17 protein-coding genes are annotated in these 19943 nt (G+C 43.5%); 1 reads left to right on the top strand and 16 read right to left on the bottom strand.

Annotated elements, in window-relative coordinates; all coding sequences use genetic code 11:
* From ileS to NQ508_RS13650, 14 genes are all read right to left on the bottom strand, one after another.
* On the bottom strand, positions 1–3150 hold the full coding sequence (gene ileS, locus NQ508_RS13585) for an isoleucine--tRNA ligase (RefSeq protein ID WP_044919824.1): 3150 nt from the start codon (positions 3148–3150) through the stop codon (positions 1–3).
* Positions 3151–3537: 387 nt separating this feature from the next.
* Positions 3538–5148: a D-alanyl-D-alanine carboxypeptidase family protein gene (locus tag NQ508_RS13590; RefSeq protein WP_006427222.1), complete on the bottom strand. Its 1611-nt coding sequence runs from the start codon at positions 5146–5148 to the stop codon at positions 3538–3540.
* A gap of 49 nt (positions 5149–5197) precedes the next feature.
* Entirely contained in the window at positions 5198–6136 is a 939-nt protein-coding gene (locus NQ508_RS13595; protein ID WP_006427221.1) for an LCP family protein, read from the bottom strand.
* Between the two features lie 14 nt (positions 6137–6150).
* Positions 6151–7689, bottom strand: coding sequence for a tyrosine-protein kinase domain-containing protein (locus NQ508_RS13600; protein ID WP_006427220.1), 1539 nt, complete (start codon positions 7687–7689; stop codon positions 6151–6153).
* Positions 7690–7694: 5 nt separating this feature from the next.
* Entirely contained in the window at positions 7695–9143 is a 1449-nt protein-coding gene (locus tag NQ508_RS13605; RefSeq protein WP_006427219.1) for a polysaccharide biosynthesis tyrosine autokinase, read from the bottom strand.
* Positions 9133–10041 (bottom strand): HYR domain-containing protein, encoded by a 909-nt coding sequence (locus NQ508_RS13610; protein WP_006427218.1) that lies wholly within the window; start codon positions 10039–10041, stop codon positions 9133–9135. Before NQ508_RS13610 ends, NQ508_RS13605 begins: the two co-directional genes overlap by 11 nt.
* A gap of 18 nt (positions 10042–10059) precedes the next feature.
* Positions 10060–10827, bottom strand: coding sequence for a tyrosine-protein phosphatase (locus tag NQ508_RS13615; RefSeq protein ID WP_006427217.1), 768 nt, complete (start codon positions 10825–10827; stop codon positions 10060–10062).
* 75 nt (positions 10828–10902) lie between these two features.
* The gene (locus NQ508_RS13620; protein ID WP_006427216.1) at positions 10903–12009 is read right to left on the bottom strand and encodes a radical SAM/SPASM domain-containing protein; all 1107 of its coding nucleotides are present in this window, start codon (positions 12007–12009) and stop codon (positions 10903–10905) included.
* Between the two features lie 82 nt (positions 12010–12091).
* Entirely contained in the window at positions 12092–12460 is a 369-nt protein-coding gene (locus tag NQ508_RS13625; RefSeq protein WP_006427215.1) for a hypothetical protein, read from the bottom strand.
* A 245-nt stretch (positions 12461–12705) separates the two neighbouring features.
* On the bottom strand, positions 12706–14502 hold the full coding sequence (locus NQ508_RS13630; protein ID WP_006427214.1) for an ABC transporter ATP-binding protein: 1797 nt from the start codon (positions 14500–14502) through the stop codon (positions 12706–12708).
* Positions 14503–15417, bottom strand: a complete 915-nt coding sequence (locus tag NQ508_RS13635) for a hypothetical protein (protein ID WP_006427213.1) — start codon at positions 15415–15417, stop codon at positions 14503–14505.
* A complete protein-coding gene (locus NQ508_RS13640) occupies positions 15411–15698 on the bottom strand; it encodes a PqqD family protein (RefSeq protein WP_006427212.1) in 288 nt (95 codons plus the stop codon). The genes NQ508_RS13635 and NQ508_RS13640 overlap by 7 nt, the downstream gene beginning before the upstream one ends.
* A 133-nt stretch (positions 15699–15831) precedes the next feature.
* Positions 15832–16626 carry a dCTP deaminase gene (locus NQ508_RS13645; RefSeq protein ID WP_006427211.1) on the bottom strand — a complete coding sequence of 265 codons (795 nt, stop codon included), beginning with the start codon at positions 16624–16626 and terminating at the stop codon, positions 15832–15834.
* 91 nt (positions 16627–16717) lie between these two features.
* A complete protein-coding gene (locus NQ508_RS13650; protein WP_022416496.1) occupies positions 16718–17158 on the bottom strand; it encodes a S24/S26 family peptidase in 441 nt (146 codons plus the stop codon).
* Positions 17159–17557: 399 nt separating this feature from the next.
* On the opposite strand from NQ508_RS13650, the gene NQ508_RS13655 reads away from it, so the two are divergent.
* On the top strand, positions 17558–18277 hold the full coding sequence (locus tag NQ508_RS13655; protein WP_006427208.1) for a LytR/AlgR family response regulator transcription factor: 720 nt from the start codon (positions 17558–17560) through the stop codon (positions 18275–18277).
* A gap of 79 nt (positions 18278–18356) precedes the next feature.
* Here the strand turns inward: NQ508_RS13655 and NQ508_RS13660 are convergent, their stop codons facing one another.
* Both NQ508_RS13660 and NQ508_RS13665 read right to left on the bottom strand, forming a co-directional pair.
* Positions 18357–18689, bottom strand: coding sequence for a hypothetical protein (locus NQ508_RS13660; RefSeq protein WP_044919822.1), 333 nt, complete (start codon positions 18687–18689; stop codon positions 18357–18359).
* Positions 18690–18742: 53 nt separating this feature from the next.
* The gene (locus NQ508_RS13665; RefSeq protein WP_006427206.1) at positions 18743–19678 is read right to left on the bottom strand and encodes a metallophosphoesterase; all 936 of its coding nucleotides are present in this window, start codon (positions 19676–19678) and stop codon (positions 18743–18745) included.
* Positions 19679–19943 lie beyond the last annotated feature (265 nt).

The raw sequence follows: 19943 nt of genomic DNA on the forward strand, positions 1-19943 counted from the left end.
TTATCTCTTCTCTACACCAATCGTTACGGCTTCACCATTGATCTTCCACTCTTTTGTGTAACCGGCAGGTGCTGTCTTTGTAACTTCCAGTGCCAGTGTCTCATCTGCGATCGTAGATGCATTGTCTGCAAATACTTTCTCTGCTTTCTCTGTTCCTTCGTAAGTTACCGCGATCTTATCCATAACTTCGAATCCGGCTTCCTTACGCATGGTCTGTACTTTACTGATGATCTCACGAACAAATCCTTCTTCCAGAAGTTCTTCGGAAAGGTTTGTATCCATAACAACTGTGATTCCGTTGTCATTCTCAGATACATATCCCGGCATCTGAGCAGATTCGATCAGCAGGTCCTCACGGAACAGTGTCACTTCCTGTCCATTGATATCAAGCTTCAGGGCATCTGTAGCATTTAACTCATCCATTGCTGCATTTCCTTCGAGGTTTTCGAGTGCTGCTTTAATACCTCCTAACATTTTACCATATTTTGGTCCGACTGTCTTTAACTGAGGTTTAAAAGTATATGAAGTAAAGTCACGAACATCTTGTGTAAATGTTACATTCTTTACATTTAATTCATCTTTTACGATGTCTTTGTAAAATTCCGGAATTTCGAAATCAGCTTTTACATACATCTGTCCGATTGGCTGACGGTTCTTGATGTTGGCTGTATTTCTGCATGCACGTCCCATAACAACCAGTTTCAGAACGTTGTCCATGTTAGCTTCCAGCTCTGTATCGATATGTGCTTCATTTACAACAGGGAAGTCACACAGGTGGATACTTTCCGGTGCGCTTTCATCAACGCTTCTTACCAGGTTCTGGTAGATCTCTTCTGTCATGAACGGGATCATCGGAGCTGCTGTCTTGCAGATCTCAACCAGTGCTGTGTACAGAGTCATGTAAGCATTGATCTTATCCTGCTCCATTCCCTTAGCCCAGAAACGTTCACGGCTTCGTCTTACATACCAGTTACTCATGTCGTCTACGAAGCTCTGAAGTGCCTTTGCAGCCTCTGGAATCTTGTAGTTGGACAGATCATAGTCTACTGCCTTGATTGCTGAATTCAGCTTAGACAGAAGCCATTTATCCATAACAGACAGTTTGTCGTAATCTAATGTATATTTTGTTGCATCGAAATCATCGATATTTGCATACAGTACGAAGAACGCATATGTGTTCCACAATGTTCCCATGAACTTTCTCTGACCTTCTACAACGGCTTTTCCGTGGAAACGGTTCGGCAGCCACGGTGCACTGTTGACATAGAAGTACCAGCGGATCGCATCTGCGCCGTATTTCTCCAGTGCATCGAATGGATCAACTGCATTTCCTTTGGACTTACTCATCTTCTGACCGTTCTCATCCTGCACGTGTCCAAGTACGATAACGTTCTTGTATGGCGCTTTGTTGAAGATCAGTGTTGAGATTGCAAGCAGTGAGTAGAACCATCCACGGGTCTGGTCAACAGCCTCGGAAATGAAGTCTGCAGGGAACTGCTTTTCAAATAATTCTTTATTCTCAAATGGATAGTGGTGCTGTGCAAATGGCATAGATCCACTGTCGAACCAGCAGTCGATAACTTCCGGTACTCTGTGCATCTGTTTGCCGCAGCATGGGCACTTGATCGTTACATCGTCGATGTATGGACGGTGAAGTTCGATATCATCCGGGCAGTTGTCAGACATTTCTTTCAGCTCTTCGATGCTTCCGATCGAATGCTGGTGTCCGCACTCACATTCCCAGATATTCAGTGGAGTTCCCCAGTAACGGTTACGGCTGATACCCCAGTCCTGAACATTCTCAATCCAGTCGCCGAAACGTCCTTTACCGATACTTTCCGGGATCCAGTTGATTGTGTTGTTGTTAGCGATCAGGTCATCTTTTACTTCTGTCATCTTGATGAACCATGATTCACGAGCGTAGTAGATAAGTGGTGTATCACATCTCCAGCAATGTGGATAGCTGTGCTCGAACTTCGGTGCATCGTAGAGAAGTCCACGTCCGTCGAGGTCTTTTAATACTTCCGGGTCAGCCTTCTTAACGAATAATCCGGCAAATGGAGTCGTCTCTCCCATGTTACCTTTTTCGTCTACTAACTGTACGAATGGCATGTCATACTTACGTCCAACCTTGGCATCGTCTTCACCAAATGCAGGCGCGATATGAACAACACCGGTACCATCTGTCAGTGTTACATAAGTATCGCATGTAACGAAGAATGCTTTCTTGTTCTGCTTAGAAGCGCAGTCATAAGCACACTGGTATAATGGCTCATATTCTTTGTATTCGAGATCTTTACCTTTGTATGTCTCAAGAATCTCGTATGCTTTCTGTCCTTCTTCTGCAAGTTTTCCAAGTACTGTATCAAGAAGAGCTACTGCCATGTAGTAAGTATATCCGTCGGCAGCTTTTACTTTCGCATAGTCTTCTTCCGGGTTCACACAGAGTGCGATGTTAGACGGAAGTGTCCATGGTGTTGTTGTCCATGCGAGGAAGTATGCATCCTCTCCTACTACTTTGAAACGAACGATCGCAGAACGTTCTTTTACATCTTTATACCCTTGCGCTACTTCCTGTGCGGAAAGCGGAGTTCCACAACGAGGGCAGTAAGGCACGATCTTGAATCCTTTGTAAAGGAGCTTCTTGTCCCAGATTCTCTTGAGTGCCCACCACTCAGACTCGATGAAGTTGTTATCGTATGTTACATATGGGTCATCCATGTCAGCCCAGAAGCCTACGGTATTAGAGAAATCCTCCCACATACCTTTGTATTTCCATACGCTTTCTTTACATTTCTTGATAAATGGTTCGATACCGTATTTTTCGATCTGGTCTTTTCCGTCCAGTCCGAGAAGCTTCTCAACTTCGAGCTCTACAGGAAGTCCGTGTGTATCCCATCCGGCCTTTCTTGGAACTTCGTATCCTTTCATTGTACGGTATCTTGGAATCATATCCTTGATAACACGTGTCAGAACGTGTCCGATGTGCGGTTTTCCGTTGGCTGTCGGAGGGCCGTCATAGAACATATAGATCTCGTTGCCTTCACGGTCACGCATACTTTTTCTGAAGATGTCATTGTCTTCCCAGAATTTTTCTGTCTGTTTTTCTCTGTCTACAAAATTAAGATCCGTAGAAACTTTCTTATACATATTTACCTCCATAAAATTAAAACATAGAATAAAAAAAGCTTCCGCCCTGTATAGGACGAAAGCTGTACTTACGTTTATAAACCACCTAACATACCATCATATGTCTTCCCTGTAACGGAGGAATGCCGTCAGTTTTTACTTGGCAGTCAGGCTTTTGTTCACACCCTGAAACCGTTCAAAATCTGCAACTCAGAAGTGATATTCAGATATATCTTACTTGTACCGGACTTCCACCATCCCCGGCTCGCTGCTGCGTTCTGTTATATCCTACTGTCTTCGTCAGCGTTTTTCACATTCCTTATTATATGCAGTAATCCTAAAATCCGTCAAGGGTTTTTACCTTTTTTAATCGGTTTTTCTCCATATTTTTCATATATTTTCTATTTTTTATCTTCTACGGCGTATAAGCAGCACGATCAGACTGAAGATCAGAATCACCAGTGCTACGCATCCTCCGGCGATCATATATTTTTCTGTACTTGATTTTCCGGCAAATTTTTTCTGTCCGAAATCCCATACTGCTTCTACTTTTTGCAAAAAATTCTTCCAGATACTCTTTGCACTTGATTTTCCACCGTTTTTCTTCGAATCACCGGAATTATCCACATCCTTCGGCTTACTGTCCACACGTTCTTTCCTGGTGCTTACTTTCTGTAAATACTTATCCGTAAATTCTGCCGTTGCACTTCCAACCTGATGGCCGTCATATATATACCGGATCGTTCCCTCTCCGGTATCTTCATCTACATCCGTAATTTCATAATCTATATCTTTGTATGATACATCCTTCGGCAGGATCACATATCCGTCCTCCAACGGCTGATATTCATTTCCGCCTGTCTGCACGGATTCTGTATCCTCACTTCCATCTGACTGTGCCGATACAGCACTCTGGCTATCCGCAGCCGATATAAATTTCTCTACTTCATCCGGTTTCTTCTCATCTGCCACCTGGATCTTCTGGAAATTGTTAAATGCATATTCGAACAGATTCTTCGTATCCGGATATATATTCACACCGTGTGTCCGAAGTACGACACATACCAGTTTCATATTGCCATTATCGGCCAATGTGATCAGCGTAGATAATGCATTCGATGTATATCCTGTCTTTCCTGCAACCACATACTGGTAATAATTTTTATTTTCTTTGATCAGCATCTTATGATGCTGTGGAAATACATGTTCTTCCGTCGTATCGGATGCCGGGATCTTATAACTCTGCTCCTGGCAGATCTTCAGGAATTCCGGATAGCGCCAGATCTCTCTGCCGATCAAAGCCATATCGCGCGCACATGTATAATGATTGTCATCATGAAGCCCGTTCGCATTGACGAAATTGGAATTTTTGCCGCCAAGACTTTTACATTCTTCGTTCATCTGCTGGATGAACCAGTCGTAATCATGTCCGGCATTTTTCCCGACATTTTCCGCCACCGCATAAGCTGCTTCATTCGCTGAGGCAAGCAGCGTCGCATATAATGCCTGTTCCAGCGAGATCACATTACCTTCTTTTAATCCAACCGAAGAATCTCCCGGCTGCATAAAAGATATGCAGTCATTGGAAAATGTTACCTTGTCTGACAGATTGCCGTATTTTAAAGCAATAAGACTGGTCAGGACTTTTGTGATACTTGCCGGGTACTCATGTTCATCAATATTTTTCGCATATAAGATGCTTCCTGTTCCCGCATCCATCACGATTGCAGCTTCACCGTATGTGCCCGGTCCTTTTGGCCAGTTCTTCCAACCGTTCGACTGGATCTCCATCTTATAGGCATCTTCTTCTGCCTTCTTTTCCCGCTCTTCCGGCGTCATGTCTTCTTCTTTTTTCTCTTCCTTCTTATTGGAATCATCTTTTGATGCGTCTGCCGCCTGATTGCTCTCGCTGCCACCAGGTTCCGCATATACTTTCTGACTTACCGTTCCCGGTATTACTGTAAATAAGGCCAAGATCAATATTATAATCCTGGCCACAACTTTCTTGCTCTGTTTCATTATACTCGCCCGTTTACTGTCCCCTTATATTCATCTTTTGTAAATCCCTTTAATATAACAACTGCTCGATCTTCTTTTTATTCGCATCAAAATCAACCTTCAGTACCTGCATACCCTCATAAGTGATATCTGTATACGTTCCGTCCTGTGGAATGCATGTCTGCTGCATCTTCAGATCGTCTACCGACAGAACATCTTTTGCCATAGAGTACATCTCCGATACACTCATATTCGTCTTTACATGATTTACAGCGTAATTGATCAGAGGCAGTAATGCGCTTGGATCCTTCTTCTCCATAATCTTACGGTAGATTCCATACATTACACTTCTCTGACGTCTTGTTCTTTCAAAATCATTGCCCAGTGTACGGTTTCTCGCATGCGCAAGTGCCTGGGATCCGGTCAGTGTCACATCTCCGGCCTGAATATCCGGCATACCATTCTCTCTGTAATAAGCAGCCTCTTCTTCACTGATGAATACGGTCACACCGCCAATCTCATCGATTACATTTACCAGATCATCAAAGCTGATCGTAATATAATTCTGAATATCAAGATCATATGTCTTATTGATCGTGTTGATCGTAAGTCCCACTCCGCCGTATGCATAAGTATGGCCCAGACGGCTCTTTCCATGTCCGTCAATATCAACCAGCGAGTCTCTCAGGAATGAGATTGCTGTTGATTTTCCTTCTTTTTTGTTAAAGGATACCATCATCATACTATCAGAACGTCCCCGGTCCGCATCCGGATCTCTGGAATCCGTACCTACCAGAAGGACATTATATACATCCTTGTCTTTTCTCTTTTCTTTGGCGATCTTAACCTTCTTTGCATTCGGATCTACTTTGTCTGCCGACACAACCCCTACAGAGTCCCCGTAGAATTTCCACCAGATCGACCCGTAGATACCGCCAATCAGCAATACGATCAATAATATTATAATTCCTGCAATCTTACGTTTTTTGTGTTTTCGAAAAAACTTCATCTGTCGGTGTCCCCCTAGTCCTTGATCACACGGCCAAACTTGTCCGTCGAACCTTTTTCCATCTTGCCATAGTGACCGTAAGCTCCGTATTTACCATAACTTCCGTAGTGGCTTCCATAACTGCCGTAATTGCCGTAACGTCTGTATCCATAGCCGTATCCTTGTCCGCCGGATGAATTATCACCATTGAACACATATCCCAGCATATCGATTCCACTTAATGCAAGGCTTTCTACGCCTTCTCTGATCTCGCGAAGCTTCGTATAATCATAGCGGATCACATAAAGGGCCGCATCTACATATTTGCCCAAAAGCGGTGCATCTGCCAGAAGTTCGGATGGCGCAGTATCCAGGATGATAATGTCATATTTTGACTTCAGATCTTTGATCAGTGCTCTCATACGTCCGCTTCCTATCAACAGCGAATTCTCTCTATCCGGTGCGCCGCCGAAAATGACATGAAGGCTTCCGTTCTCATTCGTTCTTTCCTTCGGAAGCTTTACATTGGTAATTGCTTCAGATAACGGCACTTCTTTCTTAAGAACCGAGCCAAGTCCCGGATGTGGTTCCTGCTCGTTCATCACTCCTGCAATCGAAGGATTTCTAAGATCACAGTCGACCAGCAGTACTTTCTTTCCCTGCTGTGCAATGGAAATTGCCAGATTCGCCGAAAGTGTCGTCTTACCTTCTCCCGGGATCGAACTCGTAACAAGCAGGGTCTGGTATTCCTTTTTCTCCACATCTTTCATAATACGGATACGAAGCTTTCTTATCGCTTCCAGATAACTCATGGAGATTCTTTCATTTAACAGGCTCACTGAATTATAAAATGTCTCTTTTTTACGCTTTTTCGTGCGGACATACGGGATACTTCCCAGATCCTGCAGATTGATATTCTTCTTCAGATCCTTTCTTGACTTCACAGTCCTTCTGGAAAGCACATACAGCAGAAGAATCACACAACCTATGATCGCACCTTTTAAAGCTCCACGCTTGTAAGATCCACGTATAACCTCCACACGTTTGGTATCTGTCGGGATACCGGTCTCATCCAGAATCGTAAGCTTGGTCTCTCCAAGTACGAATTCCGCAACTTTCGGATAATTCTTTATGACTGATTTTAACGTCTTATATGCCATCTGCGGATCATTTCCCGATACGGATATTGTCAGAAGATTCGTTCCGTCATCCGCTTTAACATCGATCGATCCCGGCATAGAATCAAGCCCCATGTCCTCAGCAACTACATCCTTCAGTACACCACTGGTAAGAATATACGGGAACACTTCCGCCATCTGCTGGGCAGACTGTGCATTCACATAGTCCATGCCGCCGACAGATGTCACCGACACTGTTGCCGATGCCACATATTTTGACTGATAACTGGTACTCACCGAGAAATAAGACTGTACTGCGCAAATAATTATAAGCCCGATGAACAGCCACCACAGCCTCTTCACACCATGATAAACATCCAACATAATATTCGTCAGATCAATCTTCTCAGGCGCATCTACACGTTCACTTCCTGATTTGTCTCTATAATCGCCCATATACTCTACATTCCTTTACTTCTTCCATAATTGCCGTAACGTCCGTATTTGCTGTATTTACCATAATAATGTCCCACCGGACTGTCCACCAGGCCGGAGAACGATCTTACACCGTTCAGTACAACTCCCAGTACCTTACCTTCCTTGTCACGGAAAGCGTCCATTACTTCATTGATGTCTTCAGCCAGCATATAATTCTGCTTTGCCACGATCATAACCGCATCTGCACAATGTGCAAATATCTGCGCATCTCCGATGATTCCTGCCGGTGGTGTATCAATGATCACATAATCCACAAATTTCCTGCATGCCGTCATCAGCTTATAAAACGAATCCGAGTTAAGCATCTCTGTCGATGAGGAATAGCAGTTCTTTCCACCCATGAACAACATATGCTTTCTGGTACACGGAACCATGACATCCGCAAGAGATCCGTTTCCTCTCAGATACTCTCCCAGTTCATTCTCCTCTTTTGGCTCCATACCAAAGATCAGGAACTGCGACGGTCTTCGGATATCACCATCTACCAGCAGTACCCTCTTGGACTGTTCTGCCAGCGTGATCGCCAGATTGGCGGCAACCGTAGATTTTCCTTCATTTTCAGATACACTGGTTACCACAAGGACTTTCTGTTCATTCTTTGCCATCCGGTATTCTACCTTGGCCGCCAGTTTCTTATAACTTTCCACGAACCGGAAGCTTGCTACCGGATCATCAACCAGGATCGCTTTTTTCTTACGCCGGAATATATCCCGGATCGTCTTATATTTCCATTCATAACTGATGGCTCCGAGACTTCTGGCATCCAGCTTCTTCTCGATCTCATTCTCCTGTTTAATAGTATTCTTCATATAAGAGAACATTCCGAGGAGGATGAGCACCAGTGCTCCTGCCACAAGTCCGCCCTTCTTGGCCTGTCTGCCTGCATCCAGCGGATTATCCGGTGTATACGGAATCTTCGGCTCCTCCAGCACATCCATAACCGCACTGCCCACGGTATACAACGATACGCTGCTGTAGTTGTCCATGACCGTACGGATAATGTCTATGGACTCCTTCGGTGTATCCGCCGTCACACTTAAGACCAGCATATTCGTCCCTTCCAGCACCTTCGCATGGATATCTGCATCCAGCTCCTCTACTTTCAGCTTCTCACAGATCTTTTTCTCCATGATGTTACTTTTTAATATCTTCTCGAATGTCTTCGCCATTGTGTTGGCCGAACTCAGATTACTGTATGCATTCGCATCCCCTCTGGATGACACTACAAATGTCGCCTGCGTTGTATACTCAGGAACATATCTGCTGCTTACGACTACATAAGTCAGAAGTGCTCCCGCAATTGCCCCCAGAATAATCACCCACCAGTTGGACACTATATCATGCACAAGCGTATATGGATCCAGATCATTATCCATAAATACCGGCATGTCATTTCTATTACTACTCTCCATCCTGCGCTCCTTCCTGGTCCTGTACTACAACGAATAACTTTGTTACCGCAGTCGGTGCTCCTTCTGCCGTATAAAAATATTCCACCGGATAAACCCCTGCCTTGGAATAATCCACTTCTGATTTCACACTGATCGCTTCTCTTGTACCTGCAAGAGCCTCTCCGTCATCCGCATACGTATATGTTGCACCATTCATCTCCATACCTTTGACATAAGACATCGGATCGATTTCATGTCCTACTGTTGTATATGCGATATAATCCGATAATACCGGATATTCTTTCATCTGCTCCTGTCTGTCACCGGATTCTGTTACGGTCACTTCGAGAGGCACTGAACACACATCACCCGCACTGTTACTTACCTGTACGGTCACTTTGTAAATTCCTGCAGCTGCATTATACATACCATCATCCAGACTGGTACGTATCTGACTGGTCAGGTCACCATCAAGACAATCTTCCGCCGTCATATTCTCCGTAAGGTTCGCCTTTGACAATTCCGTTGTCGAATATCGAAGCGGAGCGGTCAGATGGATCTTCGGCGGGGTGTAATCTTCGTACTGCACGGTTCTTTCCAATGTTCCTGCCTGGTTCGCCTTATCGAATACCACATAAGTAATGGTACGTTTGCCCGGCGCAATAAAATGTGACATCGACGCGATACGTACAGACGATGTCAGGTCACCGTCACGGTTGTCTTCTGCTTTGACACCTTTCAGAAGTGCTTTCTTCTGCTTCTTCTGATCGGTCTGCACACTCAGTGTCACCGTCTTATCCTTGCATGTGATCACCGGCGGTGTATGGTCTTCCAACATCTTGGACTTCACAGTATATCCGGCAAATATGACACAGGATGCCACAAATATCAGGCATACTGCTATTTTTAGTCTCCTCATAATTCTTCTCCTTTATTGTTAATATAGCTGTTGCCGTCCGGAATACGGGACCGGTTCTAATCTCAGGATTTCCCGGTTGTCACAGATCCTTGCCGGATTATACTGAAACAGCACATCCAGATGGTTCTCGGAATACTCCCGGCTCAGTTCTTCATACACATCCATCATATACGGCGTCCTCTGAAGCGGGCTGTGTGCATCACTTGCGATCACAGAAATCAGATTATGCCGCAAAAGACTGTCGGCCGCACGCTTCGGTCCTCCTCCGAATCTTCCGAGGAAGCTTCCCTTATTCGCCTGAATCACATATCCTTTTCTGAACCAGCGGTACGCGATCTGCGGATAATCCTGTATAAATTCATACCTTTCCGCATGGGCGATCACCGGTCTTGCTCCGACTTCTTCAACTCTCTTCAGAATAGAATCCGCAAATTCAGGATCTTCATCAAATGCAAATTCCATCAGTATGTACCGGCTCTGGTTAAGCGGCATGATCTTATGATTCACGATCAGCTCCGGAAGGTCTTCTGTCGAAAATACTTCCATTCCCGGCAGGATCTCTATCGGGATCTTCTCTTTTCTGACCGCTCTGACCACACTTTCATATCTGTCAATATATTCTCTTCCGAAATAGTTCCCATACATTCCCGGGATATTGCAATGCGGGGTCGCTATGATCTTGTCCACTCCGCTGTCTGCTGCCATACGTGCCATCTCCAGCGTATCATACACATCTTCGGCTCCGTCATCAATCCCCGGGAGTATATGCGCATGTATATCTATCATCTCATCATCCTTTGTAATTTATAGTCTTTTTTATTATATCATTTTCAAATTATGGAGTAAAGAAAACGATACTTACTATTTCTTACTTGTCTCCTTCAGATATCTGACCGTTGCTTCTGTGTATCTGCACAGATATTCCGGCACGCCGTCTGCCTTTCCGGTCTCCGCAATTGCCGCTGCCACACAAGTGTTACATACCTTTCTAAGCTTACAACTACTGCATCTGGCCGAAATTCTAAGACTCTCTGTTTCTTTTTTTGTAAACTTCCACGCTTCCTCAAACTCCACATCCCGAAGCGGTATGCTTGGCTTATCCAGTACCACACAGGATCGCATCTCGCCCTGCCAGTTCACCACAAAAGAACTCTTACCGGCGCGACACGCCATCTGTCCCGGAACGGCCTCTCCTTCCGGAGTATTCTCTGCTTCGTCTAATCGGATCTTGCGGTATTGGGCAAATACTTCTTCTCCCATCTCTCTTTGCAAAACTTCCACTCTTGCTTTTGCCGCCATCTCCGGATCCAGTCTGGCCTGATTATTATAGGCATGATTTCGTTCTCTCACGGACGGATACATATAAGTATCGATCCTCACCGGAGCATCCAGTGATTCACCAAGCTCTATGATCTTCATTCTGTCATCTACATTCGCCTTTGCAAGACTTCCATTCACTTTCACATCAATGTTCCTCTCCCGCAAAAGCCGGATGCCGTTCACCGCCTTATCGAATCCTCCCGGATAATGGCACAAACGCTCATAGGTCTCATTGCTTGCACCATATAATGTAATATTGATTCTTCTTGGTTTATTTTCCGCAAAAAAATCTGCCCACGCCTCATCGATCAGCGTTCCATTCGTGTTAATCGTAATAATCATCCCCAGTTCACGGAGTTTTTGATATAACTCGCGGAAATGTGGATACAACAGCGGTTCTCCACCTGTCAAAAGAACAAATAACGTCCCGGCTCTCATCATATCTTCTGCCGTTTTCGTCCATTCTTCCATCGTACGCAGCCTTCCCACTTCTTCCATCTCTTCTCTGCTCATACGCACATAACACATATCACAGTTCAGATTACAAAGCGGCAGCAATTCCAGCACTCCATATAGCGGCACTTTCTTCTCTGCCGCCATTGCAAACATCTGTTGCTCTATTGTCGTTCCATCTTCCATTAATTCCATATTACACCCTCAACAATTCCTGTAGATTTTAAAAAAGAACCGGAAATCCGGTTCTTTTTCGATATGTATATAGATTTGTTTTTTATGACTTTGCTTTCTCCCAATTTTCCATATGAATGTTTGTTGTACAATGAGTATTCTTACCATCTTCTCCACGCCATACTTTAACCGGCGTCACAGTAAGTCTTCTCACATAATAGCCATCCAAAAAAACATCTGCAGTATTCGCATCATGTGTTGTCCCACAAGCATGATACCCACTTAGATACGTATCGCCCAATGGCTGGAATCCTTTCCTACCATTAGTTTCTAGATATACATCTCCAGATTTACCACCGCCAGCATCACATTTAAATTTATACACCGTTCCTTTATCGCCACAAGCTGCCACATACTCATTAGCTACAAATCTTTCGCCTACCATAGTAGGTCTAACATACGCCCTCTTCATACTTATACACTCCTTTTATTATTTTACTCTTGTTATCCATAAACCTCTGTCTATATTACTCTATTATATAAAAGTCTAATGCTAAATTCAATACTAAACTCCTTATTGTTATAGACAATTCTTATTATCTATAATTATAACTACATTTTTTAATATTTTCAATACTGTTTACTTGTCATTTCACGTCGTTTTATTACACTTTTATGCGTGATTATGCACATTCTACTAATAATTACTTGTACTAATTAGAAATCCATCGCCATCCGGCTCGATTCTTCCTCATCTAGTTCCGTAACCTTCGTCTCCATAACACGGTACACCCTCTGGCACATATTCAACACACTTGGTCTGTGTGTTGTCACAATACAAGTCTTGTTCGGTTTCTGCTCGATAATGTTACGCAGTACCTTTCGCTCCGTTGTTACATCCAGCGCCGACGTCGCCTCGTCTAACAGAAGGATCGGTGCATTACGAAGAACTGCACGTGCGATAGAGATACGCTGTGCCTGTCCTTCCGAAAGGCCGCGTCCACGTTCTCCGAGCGCACTGCTGATCGTATCCGGAAGCTTCTCTACAAATTCCCATGCACAGGCAATCTTCAAAGCCTCGATAATCTCTTCATCCGTAGCATCTTCTTTGACCATCCGCATATTCTCAGCAATCGTACCGGAAAGGATCGTATTTCCCTGAGGTACATAGGCGAAGAAATGTCTCGTCTCTGCATTCAGGACGATTTTTCTTCCGTTGGATGCAACGATCACAGCCTCTCCTTCCTGCGGACGGATCAGTCCAAGGATCAGACGGATCATCGTCGTCTTTCCTTCTCCCGAAGGTCCCACAAGCGCCACGATCTCGCCCGGACACGCTTTAAAATACGAATCCGTAATAACTCTTGTCCCTTCTACGTATGAGAAATTCACATCCTTCATCAGCACCTCGAATCCATCCTCTGCGAACGGATCCAACTCCTCACTCTCACTGATATGCATCTCTTTCGGGAGCTCTACCAGTTCACGGATTCTATGTGCCGACACCGAACTATTTAGAAATGACGGGATGATTGAAACCACGTTATTGAATGCGCCCGACAGATTACTTCTCTGCTGCAGGAATAATGTCATCGTTCCGTATGTGATCGTATGGGTCCACAGTAAGAATAGACAATATCCGAACGCAATAAATTCCACACCCGTGCCCATAACCGACAGCAGGATATTGGTCTTGATGGAGAACATATTGTACTCCAGACTGACATCTTTGAATTTGCCCTGCCACCAGCGCATTAACCGGCTGTAATGCGGTGCGATGCCAAATGATTTGATCGTATCAAAATTGTAGAATGCTTCCACCTCGAACGTCATCAGCTTACTGCTCATTTCCCTGGTCTTCTGACTATATTCTCGCTGCTTCTTGATCATGAACCTCGACATCAGAAGCATGAACGGTGCGCTTGCCAGTGCCAGAATTGCCATCACCGCATTATAATGAAGAATAACCAGAAACGTCGCTATGAAATTATAGATTGCGATCACGATCGTCGGGAGCCAGCTGATCGCATTGCTGCTGACCGTTCCGATATCTCCGTTGAAGCGGTTCAACACATCCCCGTTGGAATACTTATTAATCTCCAGCCAATCGGCATCCACAATCTTATCGAATATATCCGCCTGGATATCATTATTGATATAAATACTTAATTTGGTCGAGATACGGCTGATAATGCTGCTGAACAGAAGGCTGAACAATGAACTTCCTACCATAATAATGATCAGGATCATCAGTTTATTCGTCTTATATCCGGTAATGATATCAATCAGATATTTACTCGCCACGCTGCTGACAAGTCCCATAGACGTACTGAATATACCCAGGATCGTATAGAATACAATCGCCCACTTATACCGGACACTGTAGCTGAATATCCATTTCCAGTCATCAATGATCTCCGAAAATGTCCCGTCCTTCCACTTTGCGATCAGAATATCCAGAGACTCGAAAGACAGGCCGTTCTTTCCTTGATTTTTATCATTATTTTCTTGCATTTATTCCTCTCCTCGTCCACCGGCAAGTACATCTTCCAGACATCTCACCGCATCTTCGGATATGTCGCACTCCAGATGATATACCGGAACCTCCTTCAGTAAAATCTCAAGCTCATCCATTGCCTGTATCTGAAACTCGCTGTTCCATGCATTGATTGTAATCTGTTCCATTACTTTCCGCAGAGCCTCAAGCCCTTTCAGACAGCTGATACGGTTCTCCTTCGCCTGTGACAGCATAACGATTGCTCTGACCGGATAGGACTTATTGTTACAGATCTCTGAGCTTCCACATACCGGCCATCCGTTCGCATACCATCCATCTTCTTCACGGATAAGAAGCGAACGGTCGCCATTCACCGTCCATGTCCCGCGATACTTTTCCCACAATCCTGCCTGCGTGGATTTTCCCGTCTCAGACGGCGCAGAAAAGAGCACTGCCGTATCTTCATAACACATATATGCCGAATGCAGTATCATCGAATGATCTTTAATAGCCTGCTTTTCCAGCGAGAAGGCCGCCAGGTATACCGTATCCTGGTCAAGCATCTCTGCCACTTCGGGAACAAACCAGACATGATATTGATTCACACCCTCCTGGCTGCTCACCGCATAATGCCAGTCCATTCCAAGAAAATTAATAAAGCGGCATTCCCCGCCGGATGTCTGAAATACCGTAAGATTATCACGGTAGATCACTCTTCCCGTCTTTTTCCCAAAAAGATCTTCTTTGATCTCATCAAGATTTTCTGTCATCTCTACCTGATAGTGGATGACCTCATCATCCGGCCTCTTTGCCTGCCCGGTCCGGAATTTTTCCAGATTCCGCGGACTTTTCATAGATAACGGAGCCGTAATCTCAATCTCCGTATGCCCGATCCTGTACAGGCGGGTGATTGACTCATTCTGTTCTACCATGTTCCATCTTCCCTCGTACACTCAATAAAGCCATTCTCCACAAGCGCACCGACAAAAGCGATCGTATCCCTTCTTGCAGTCTCTTCATCAATCTCATATGTATCCAGAACCATCTGGATCATCTCTTCCAGGCTATCCACCTTTTCGATATTCTCCCAGATGAATTTAGCCGTATCACTGATCGTGATCATTCCATTGAACTCCTGCGAAGTTGCCCCCGTCGGCACCAGTACACATTCACCTGCGATCTCCCTTAATATAAATTCCTTTACAATCTTCATATAACTTTTCTCCTTGATTTTATTGTTCCATCATAGCATTGCCGCCGTCTGTATGCAACCGGGTCACTTTTTACTTTTGTTAAAAAAACAGAGTTTTTCATGAAATACTGTCACAAAAAACTCTGCCTTATCTTTATAGTGCAACTAAAAGCATTATAATTAAGATTATTAAGATCACAATATATGCTATCAGGAATCCTTTGCTCTTTGCCTTATTAAGAAATATCAAAATCAATCCCATAAAAAGTGCAATAACCACTCCGAGCGAAAGATTCATCGGTACTATAAATCCCTTGGTCAACGTTCCTTTCGTAATATTTGAAAAATTAACCATAATTAAAGAAAATATCGAAACAAAGATTCCCATAAATGTAAGAATATTAGCATATATATGATTTTCTTTTTCTTCCAGAGATTCATTTGCCTTCTTTAATTCTTCGGTTCGAGCCTCATATTCATCCCGGTAATTTGCCAGTCCGCGATACTGATATTCATCATTAAATGATGCATCTTCCTGTTCATCATATGCTTTTTCCGGAACTGACTCTAATTGTTCAAAAATTATCTGCGCAATACTGTCATTTTCCCTTATAGTTATATTGGCACATGTTATATTCTGAATCCTCAAATAAATATATGTTTTATGCCCTGGATAATAATGCGGACCTGCCACAGACAACCCCTGTCTTATACGGGAATTCTTTTCTCCAATCCTTCCTATAAGATCTTTCGGCATATGTATCATTTCCCTTGTCTGAACAAATATAAATTCTCCCGGATGTAATGTATAACTATCCTTTAAGGCATCATCGCAAATTACACCTTTAATGTGAAGGTCATAGGAAATTGCATTTACATATTTTTCCGCATATCCCTCGCAAAAAATTTCTCCGGAGCGTTCCTTTATGCTTTTATCTACTAAAATCATGATACCACTCCTTCCCTTTTATACTAATCCATTATATCCATCTGTTTTTTAAAATGCAAGGAAAGCACCTAAAACAATACAAAATATTTTATCATTTAATCACCTTCGCATAACACCACATAATCCCCCGGCGGAGCGGAATCATATGCAGCCATACATGCTCGAAGAATTCCCACCAGAAATCTCCCGGCTCCAGCCACTTTTCTTTTCTTCTGACTTTGGTGATCAGAGCAAATATCTGCTCTCTCTTTACCGGTCCTTCTATCTGTGTCTGTGCATCGCCCACGATATAATACCCCTCCGGCCTGATCTTCCATATCCGGTGCATGACGAACTGCCCGCTCTTTCTCCGAAAAAATACAATATCACCTTTTTGAAGCTCTCTGTCCGGCTTTTTGAAATATATCATATCCCTTGCATGGATCAGAAACGGTGCCATACTGCTTCCAAAGACCAGCATGCTGACTTCCTTTCCCTCTTCCGTCAATTCCTTAAGCATACCAACATATTCTCTTGTATCTACAACTTTCATATTCCTCATCCTGCTTCTCTCTATCCGCACTTCGTCCGTCCCGTTTTTTCGCAAATTATGGTACAATTCTCAGCACATCCTTCGCATTGTTTTTTATGTATACATTAAATAGTACTCAATTTCTTTTTTATCATACCATCGCGGTTTTCTTCCTGCAACATCAAAATATTGCTTTAATTTTTCTACGTTTTTCGACAAATCTTCGCATTAATTTTATATTTTTCTGTTTGATTGCTCCAAATTCTTATATTTTTCTGTTAATATATTCCATTTACTGTCCATTTGTATCATTTTTCTATCTTTTCACTCTTAATCTATGTTATATTATAATTACATAGAGCATATTCCATTTATATTTATATAAAAATACGTTTTATCTGTTCGGGAAGGGGGCTATATATGAATATTGCAATTTGCGATAGATATGATACCGACATAACACGTATTAGTGAGTTCTTGGACGCCAATATTAAGAATCATATGCTCAATCATGCATTATTAGAAGTAGATACCTTTACTTCAACAGACGAGTTGTTAGCATCCCCGAAAGAATATTCCCTCATTTTTTTGGGAATTTTAATGCCGGGGACAGATGGTATAGAGGCTGCCAGACAATTGAAAGATGGTCCAAACCCTCCAATAATTATCTTCACGACCAAAAGCACTGAACATTGCCTGGCAAGCTATAATCTTGGAGTTGAAGGATACATTCTGAAGCCAATCAGAGAAGACGATTTTGAGAAAGTCTTTACCAGACTTTTGCTTCCGATATTCCCTTCAACCCATACACTCAATGTATATTCCAACCGGCTTTTATATCACATCCCGGTTTCTGAGATTTTTTTTATTGAAAGCATTGGAAGAAAATGCATGATACATACTTCCAGAAAAACTTACGAAACCAACATGGCGTTAAATCATATCGAGAGCACGCTGAATGACAATTCTTTTATCCGTTGTTATCGCAGCTATCTTGTAAACATGAACTATATTCAGGACATTCTGGATACCGAAATTCAATTAACCAACGATGACTGTATTCCACTGACCTTACGTAAGCGGAGTCAGATTGTCAAATTATTCAACAAATTTCTGATATCCCATTCGGCATCAGAATAATGCATGTGAAACCAAAGGAACCTGCACGCTATCATGATATGACAGCCGTGTCGGGTTCTTTTTTATCTTATTATACTCTTTAGGATCCTGCCTTTGCAGTATTTACATTCGACTGCACCGTAAGCTCGCCTTCTTTATCTGCCGAATCAAAGTATGCATTTGGATCAAATGCATCTCCGACAGAAAGGTAGATCAGATAATCTTTTAATTTCACATCAATCCCTGCATAACTTTTATCGGAAATACTGATCTGCGTCTTCAGATACACTGTATTCCCGCCGCGGTCCATAACCCTGAACTCGATCGGATACTCACCCGCAGCCTGCGTATTGACCGTCTTCTCCAGTGAATACTTGATATTTGATGTAAGATCTCCGTCCAACACACTGTCCGCAGTAATCTTTGATGACACATCACCGGAACGACTGTCCTTCTAACCATCTTTTTACCTCTTCATCCCTCTGATCAGTGTACGTTAAGCACCGCAATCTCCGGCCGGTTATTCCATCTCGGGAGCTTCTGTTTCTCACTGCTTAATCCACTCGTCACGAACAGCCGGATCCTTCCTGTCCGGTACAGTCCATGCACATATGGCGGGAACCATCCCTGATCACCACCATATAGTCCTCCCTTGAATGGAATGACTACCTGTCCTCCATGATCATGTCCGCTGATCACAAGATCGATCTTCCAGTAATCGGATGCATCACCGAATACAAAACTATCCGGTCTGTGGCACAACATAATCTTGTACCGGTCTGTATTCTGAAACTCCTCCAGAAAATCCCGTACATTACCTGTCAGATTCTCTGCACTGTTATCTCCATCCAGAGCAAATGCATATTCATACATCCCACCGATGCGCACCTTACATCCACCGATCTCCACGTCCCGGTAACCTTCTTCCAGCACACATGCGCCGGCATCTGTAAGATCCTTCACCAATTCGGAATTCTCCGGGTGCTTTTGCATCTTCTTCCCTTCTGCAGTGCCGATATAATCCAGTTCATGATTCCCAAGCGCATAATACACCGGCGCAATCTCTGCCAGACCTTTTACCAGTCTGACCGGCACCTCGTCACTCTTCGAATCCTCATTCAGCATATCGCCATCCAGAATGATCATCTCCGGATCCTGTTCTTTTACACACCGGATCAGCTTCTCATTGTCTTTCCCGAATTCATGATCATGAAGATCCGAAATCACCACCATCTTGAATCCTGCATCTGTAACCGTATCCGCATACCGCAGATTCCGTACCTGCACCGGATACCGATTCACTTTCATCCAATGGTAAGAAACCAGAATCTCTCCGACAAACCATAACAGGGTCAAAAGAATGATCAGAAGTAATATAACGGTTTTATTCTTTGTTGATCCGGATTCTCCTGTCTCTTTCATCACGAGCCTCCTTTACAGAATAATACCTTATACTATACCAAATCCACCGGTAAGGTACAAGGACATTCCCTTACGGTGTAACCAAAGCACTTTATGCCGCCAGTTCTCGGCAAATTGACTCAATATCATATTCCGGCGCATATTTCTCCGCTACTTCATATATCTTTCGGATCTTTTCTACCGGTTCTTCGAAGAGTTCCGCGGTTATTTCACATGAGACGTCTTTTCGCATTTTTTTGAGCACCATTCTAACTAGATTTTGTAG

Source organism: Dorea longicatena, from assembly GCF_025150085.1.
Classification (GTDB): Bacteria; Bacillota; Clostridia; order Lachnospirales; family Lachnospiraceae; genus Dorea_A; species Dorea_A longicatena.

What these genes read in the sequence shown, in the direction of transcription:
- ileS (WP_044919824.1), bottom strand. Translation starts at nt 3,150, where the DNA reads ATGTATAAGAAAGTTTCTACGGATCTTAATTTTGTAGACAGAGAAAAA.
- NQ508_RS13590 (WP_006427222.1), bottom strand. Translation starts at nt 5,148, where the DNA reads ATGAAACAGAGCAAGAAAGTTGTGGCCAGGATTATAATATTGATCTTG.
- NQ508_RS13595 (WP_006427221.1), bottom strand. Translation starts at nt 6,136, where the DNA reads ATGAAGTTTTTTCGAAAACACAAAAAACGTAAGATTGCAGGAATTATA.
- NQ508_RS13600 (WP_006427220.1), bottom strand. Translation starts at nt 7,689, where the DNA reads ATGGGCGATTATAGAGACAAATCAGGAAGTGAACGTGTAGATGCGCCT.
- NQ508_RS13605 (WP_006427219.1), bottom strand. Translation starts at nt 9,143, where the DNA reads ATGGAGAGTAGTAATAGAAATGACATGCCGGTATTTATGGATAATGAT.
- NQ508_RS13610 (WP_006427218.1), bottom strand. Translation starts at nt 10,041, where the DNA reads ATGAGGAGACTAAAAATAGCAGTATGCCTGATATTTGTGGCATCCTGT.
- NQ508_RS13615 (WP_006427217.1), bottom strand. Translation starts at nt 10,827, where the DNA reads ATGATAGATATACATGCGCATATACTCCCGGGGATTGATGACGGAGCC.
- NQ508_RS13620 (WP_006427216.1), bottom strand. Translation starts at nt 12,009, where the DNA reads ATGGAATTAATGGAAGATGGAACGACAATAGAGCAACAGATGTTTGCA.
- NQ508_RS13625 (WP_006427215.1), bottom strand. Translation starts at nt 12,460, where the DNA reads ATGAAGAGGGCGTATGTTAGACCTACTATGGTAGGCGAAAGATTTGTA.
- NQ508_RS13630 (WP_006427214.1), bottom strand. Translation starts at nt 14,502, where the DNA reads ATGCAAGAAAATAATGATAAAAATCAAGGAAAGAACGGCCTGTCTTTC.
- NQ508_RS13635 (WP_006427213.1), bottom strand. Translation starts at nt 15,417, where the DNA reads ATGGTAGAACAGAATGAGTCAATCACCCGCCTGTACAGGATCGGGCAT.
- NQ508_RS13640 (WP_006427212.1), bottom strand. Translation starts at nt 15,698, where the DNA reads ATGAAGATTGTAAAGGAATTTATATTAAGGGAGATCGCAGGTGAATGT.
- NQ508_RS13645 (WP_006427211.1), bottom strand. Translation starts at nt 16,626, where the DNA reads ATGATTTTAGTAGATAAAAGCATAAAGGAACGCTCCGGAGAAATTTTT.
- NQ508_RS13650 (WP_022416496.1), bottom strand. Translation starts at nt 17,158, where the DNA reads ATGAAAGTTGTAGATACAAGAGAATATGTTGGTATGCTTAAGGAATTG.
- NQ508_RS13655 (WP_006427208.1), top strand. Translation starts at nt 17,558, where the DNA reads ATGAATATTGCAATTTGCGATAGATATGATACCGACATAACACGTATT.
- NQ508_RS13665 (WP_006427206.1), bottom strand. Translation starts at nt 19,678, where the DNA reads ATGAAAGAGACAGGAGAATCCGGATCAACAAAGAATAAAACCGTTATA.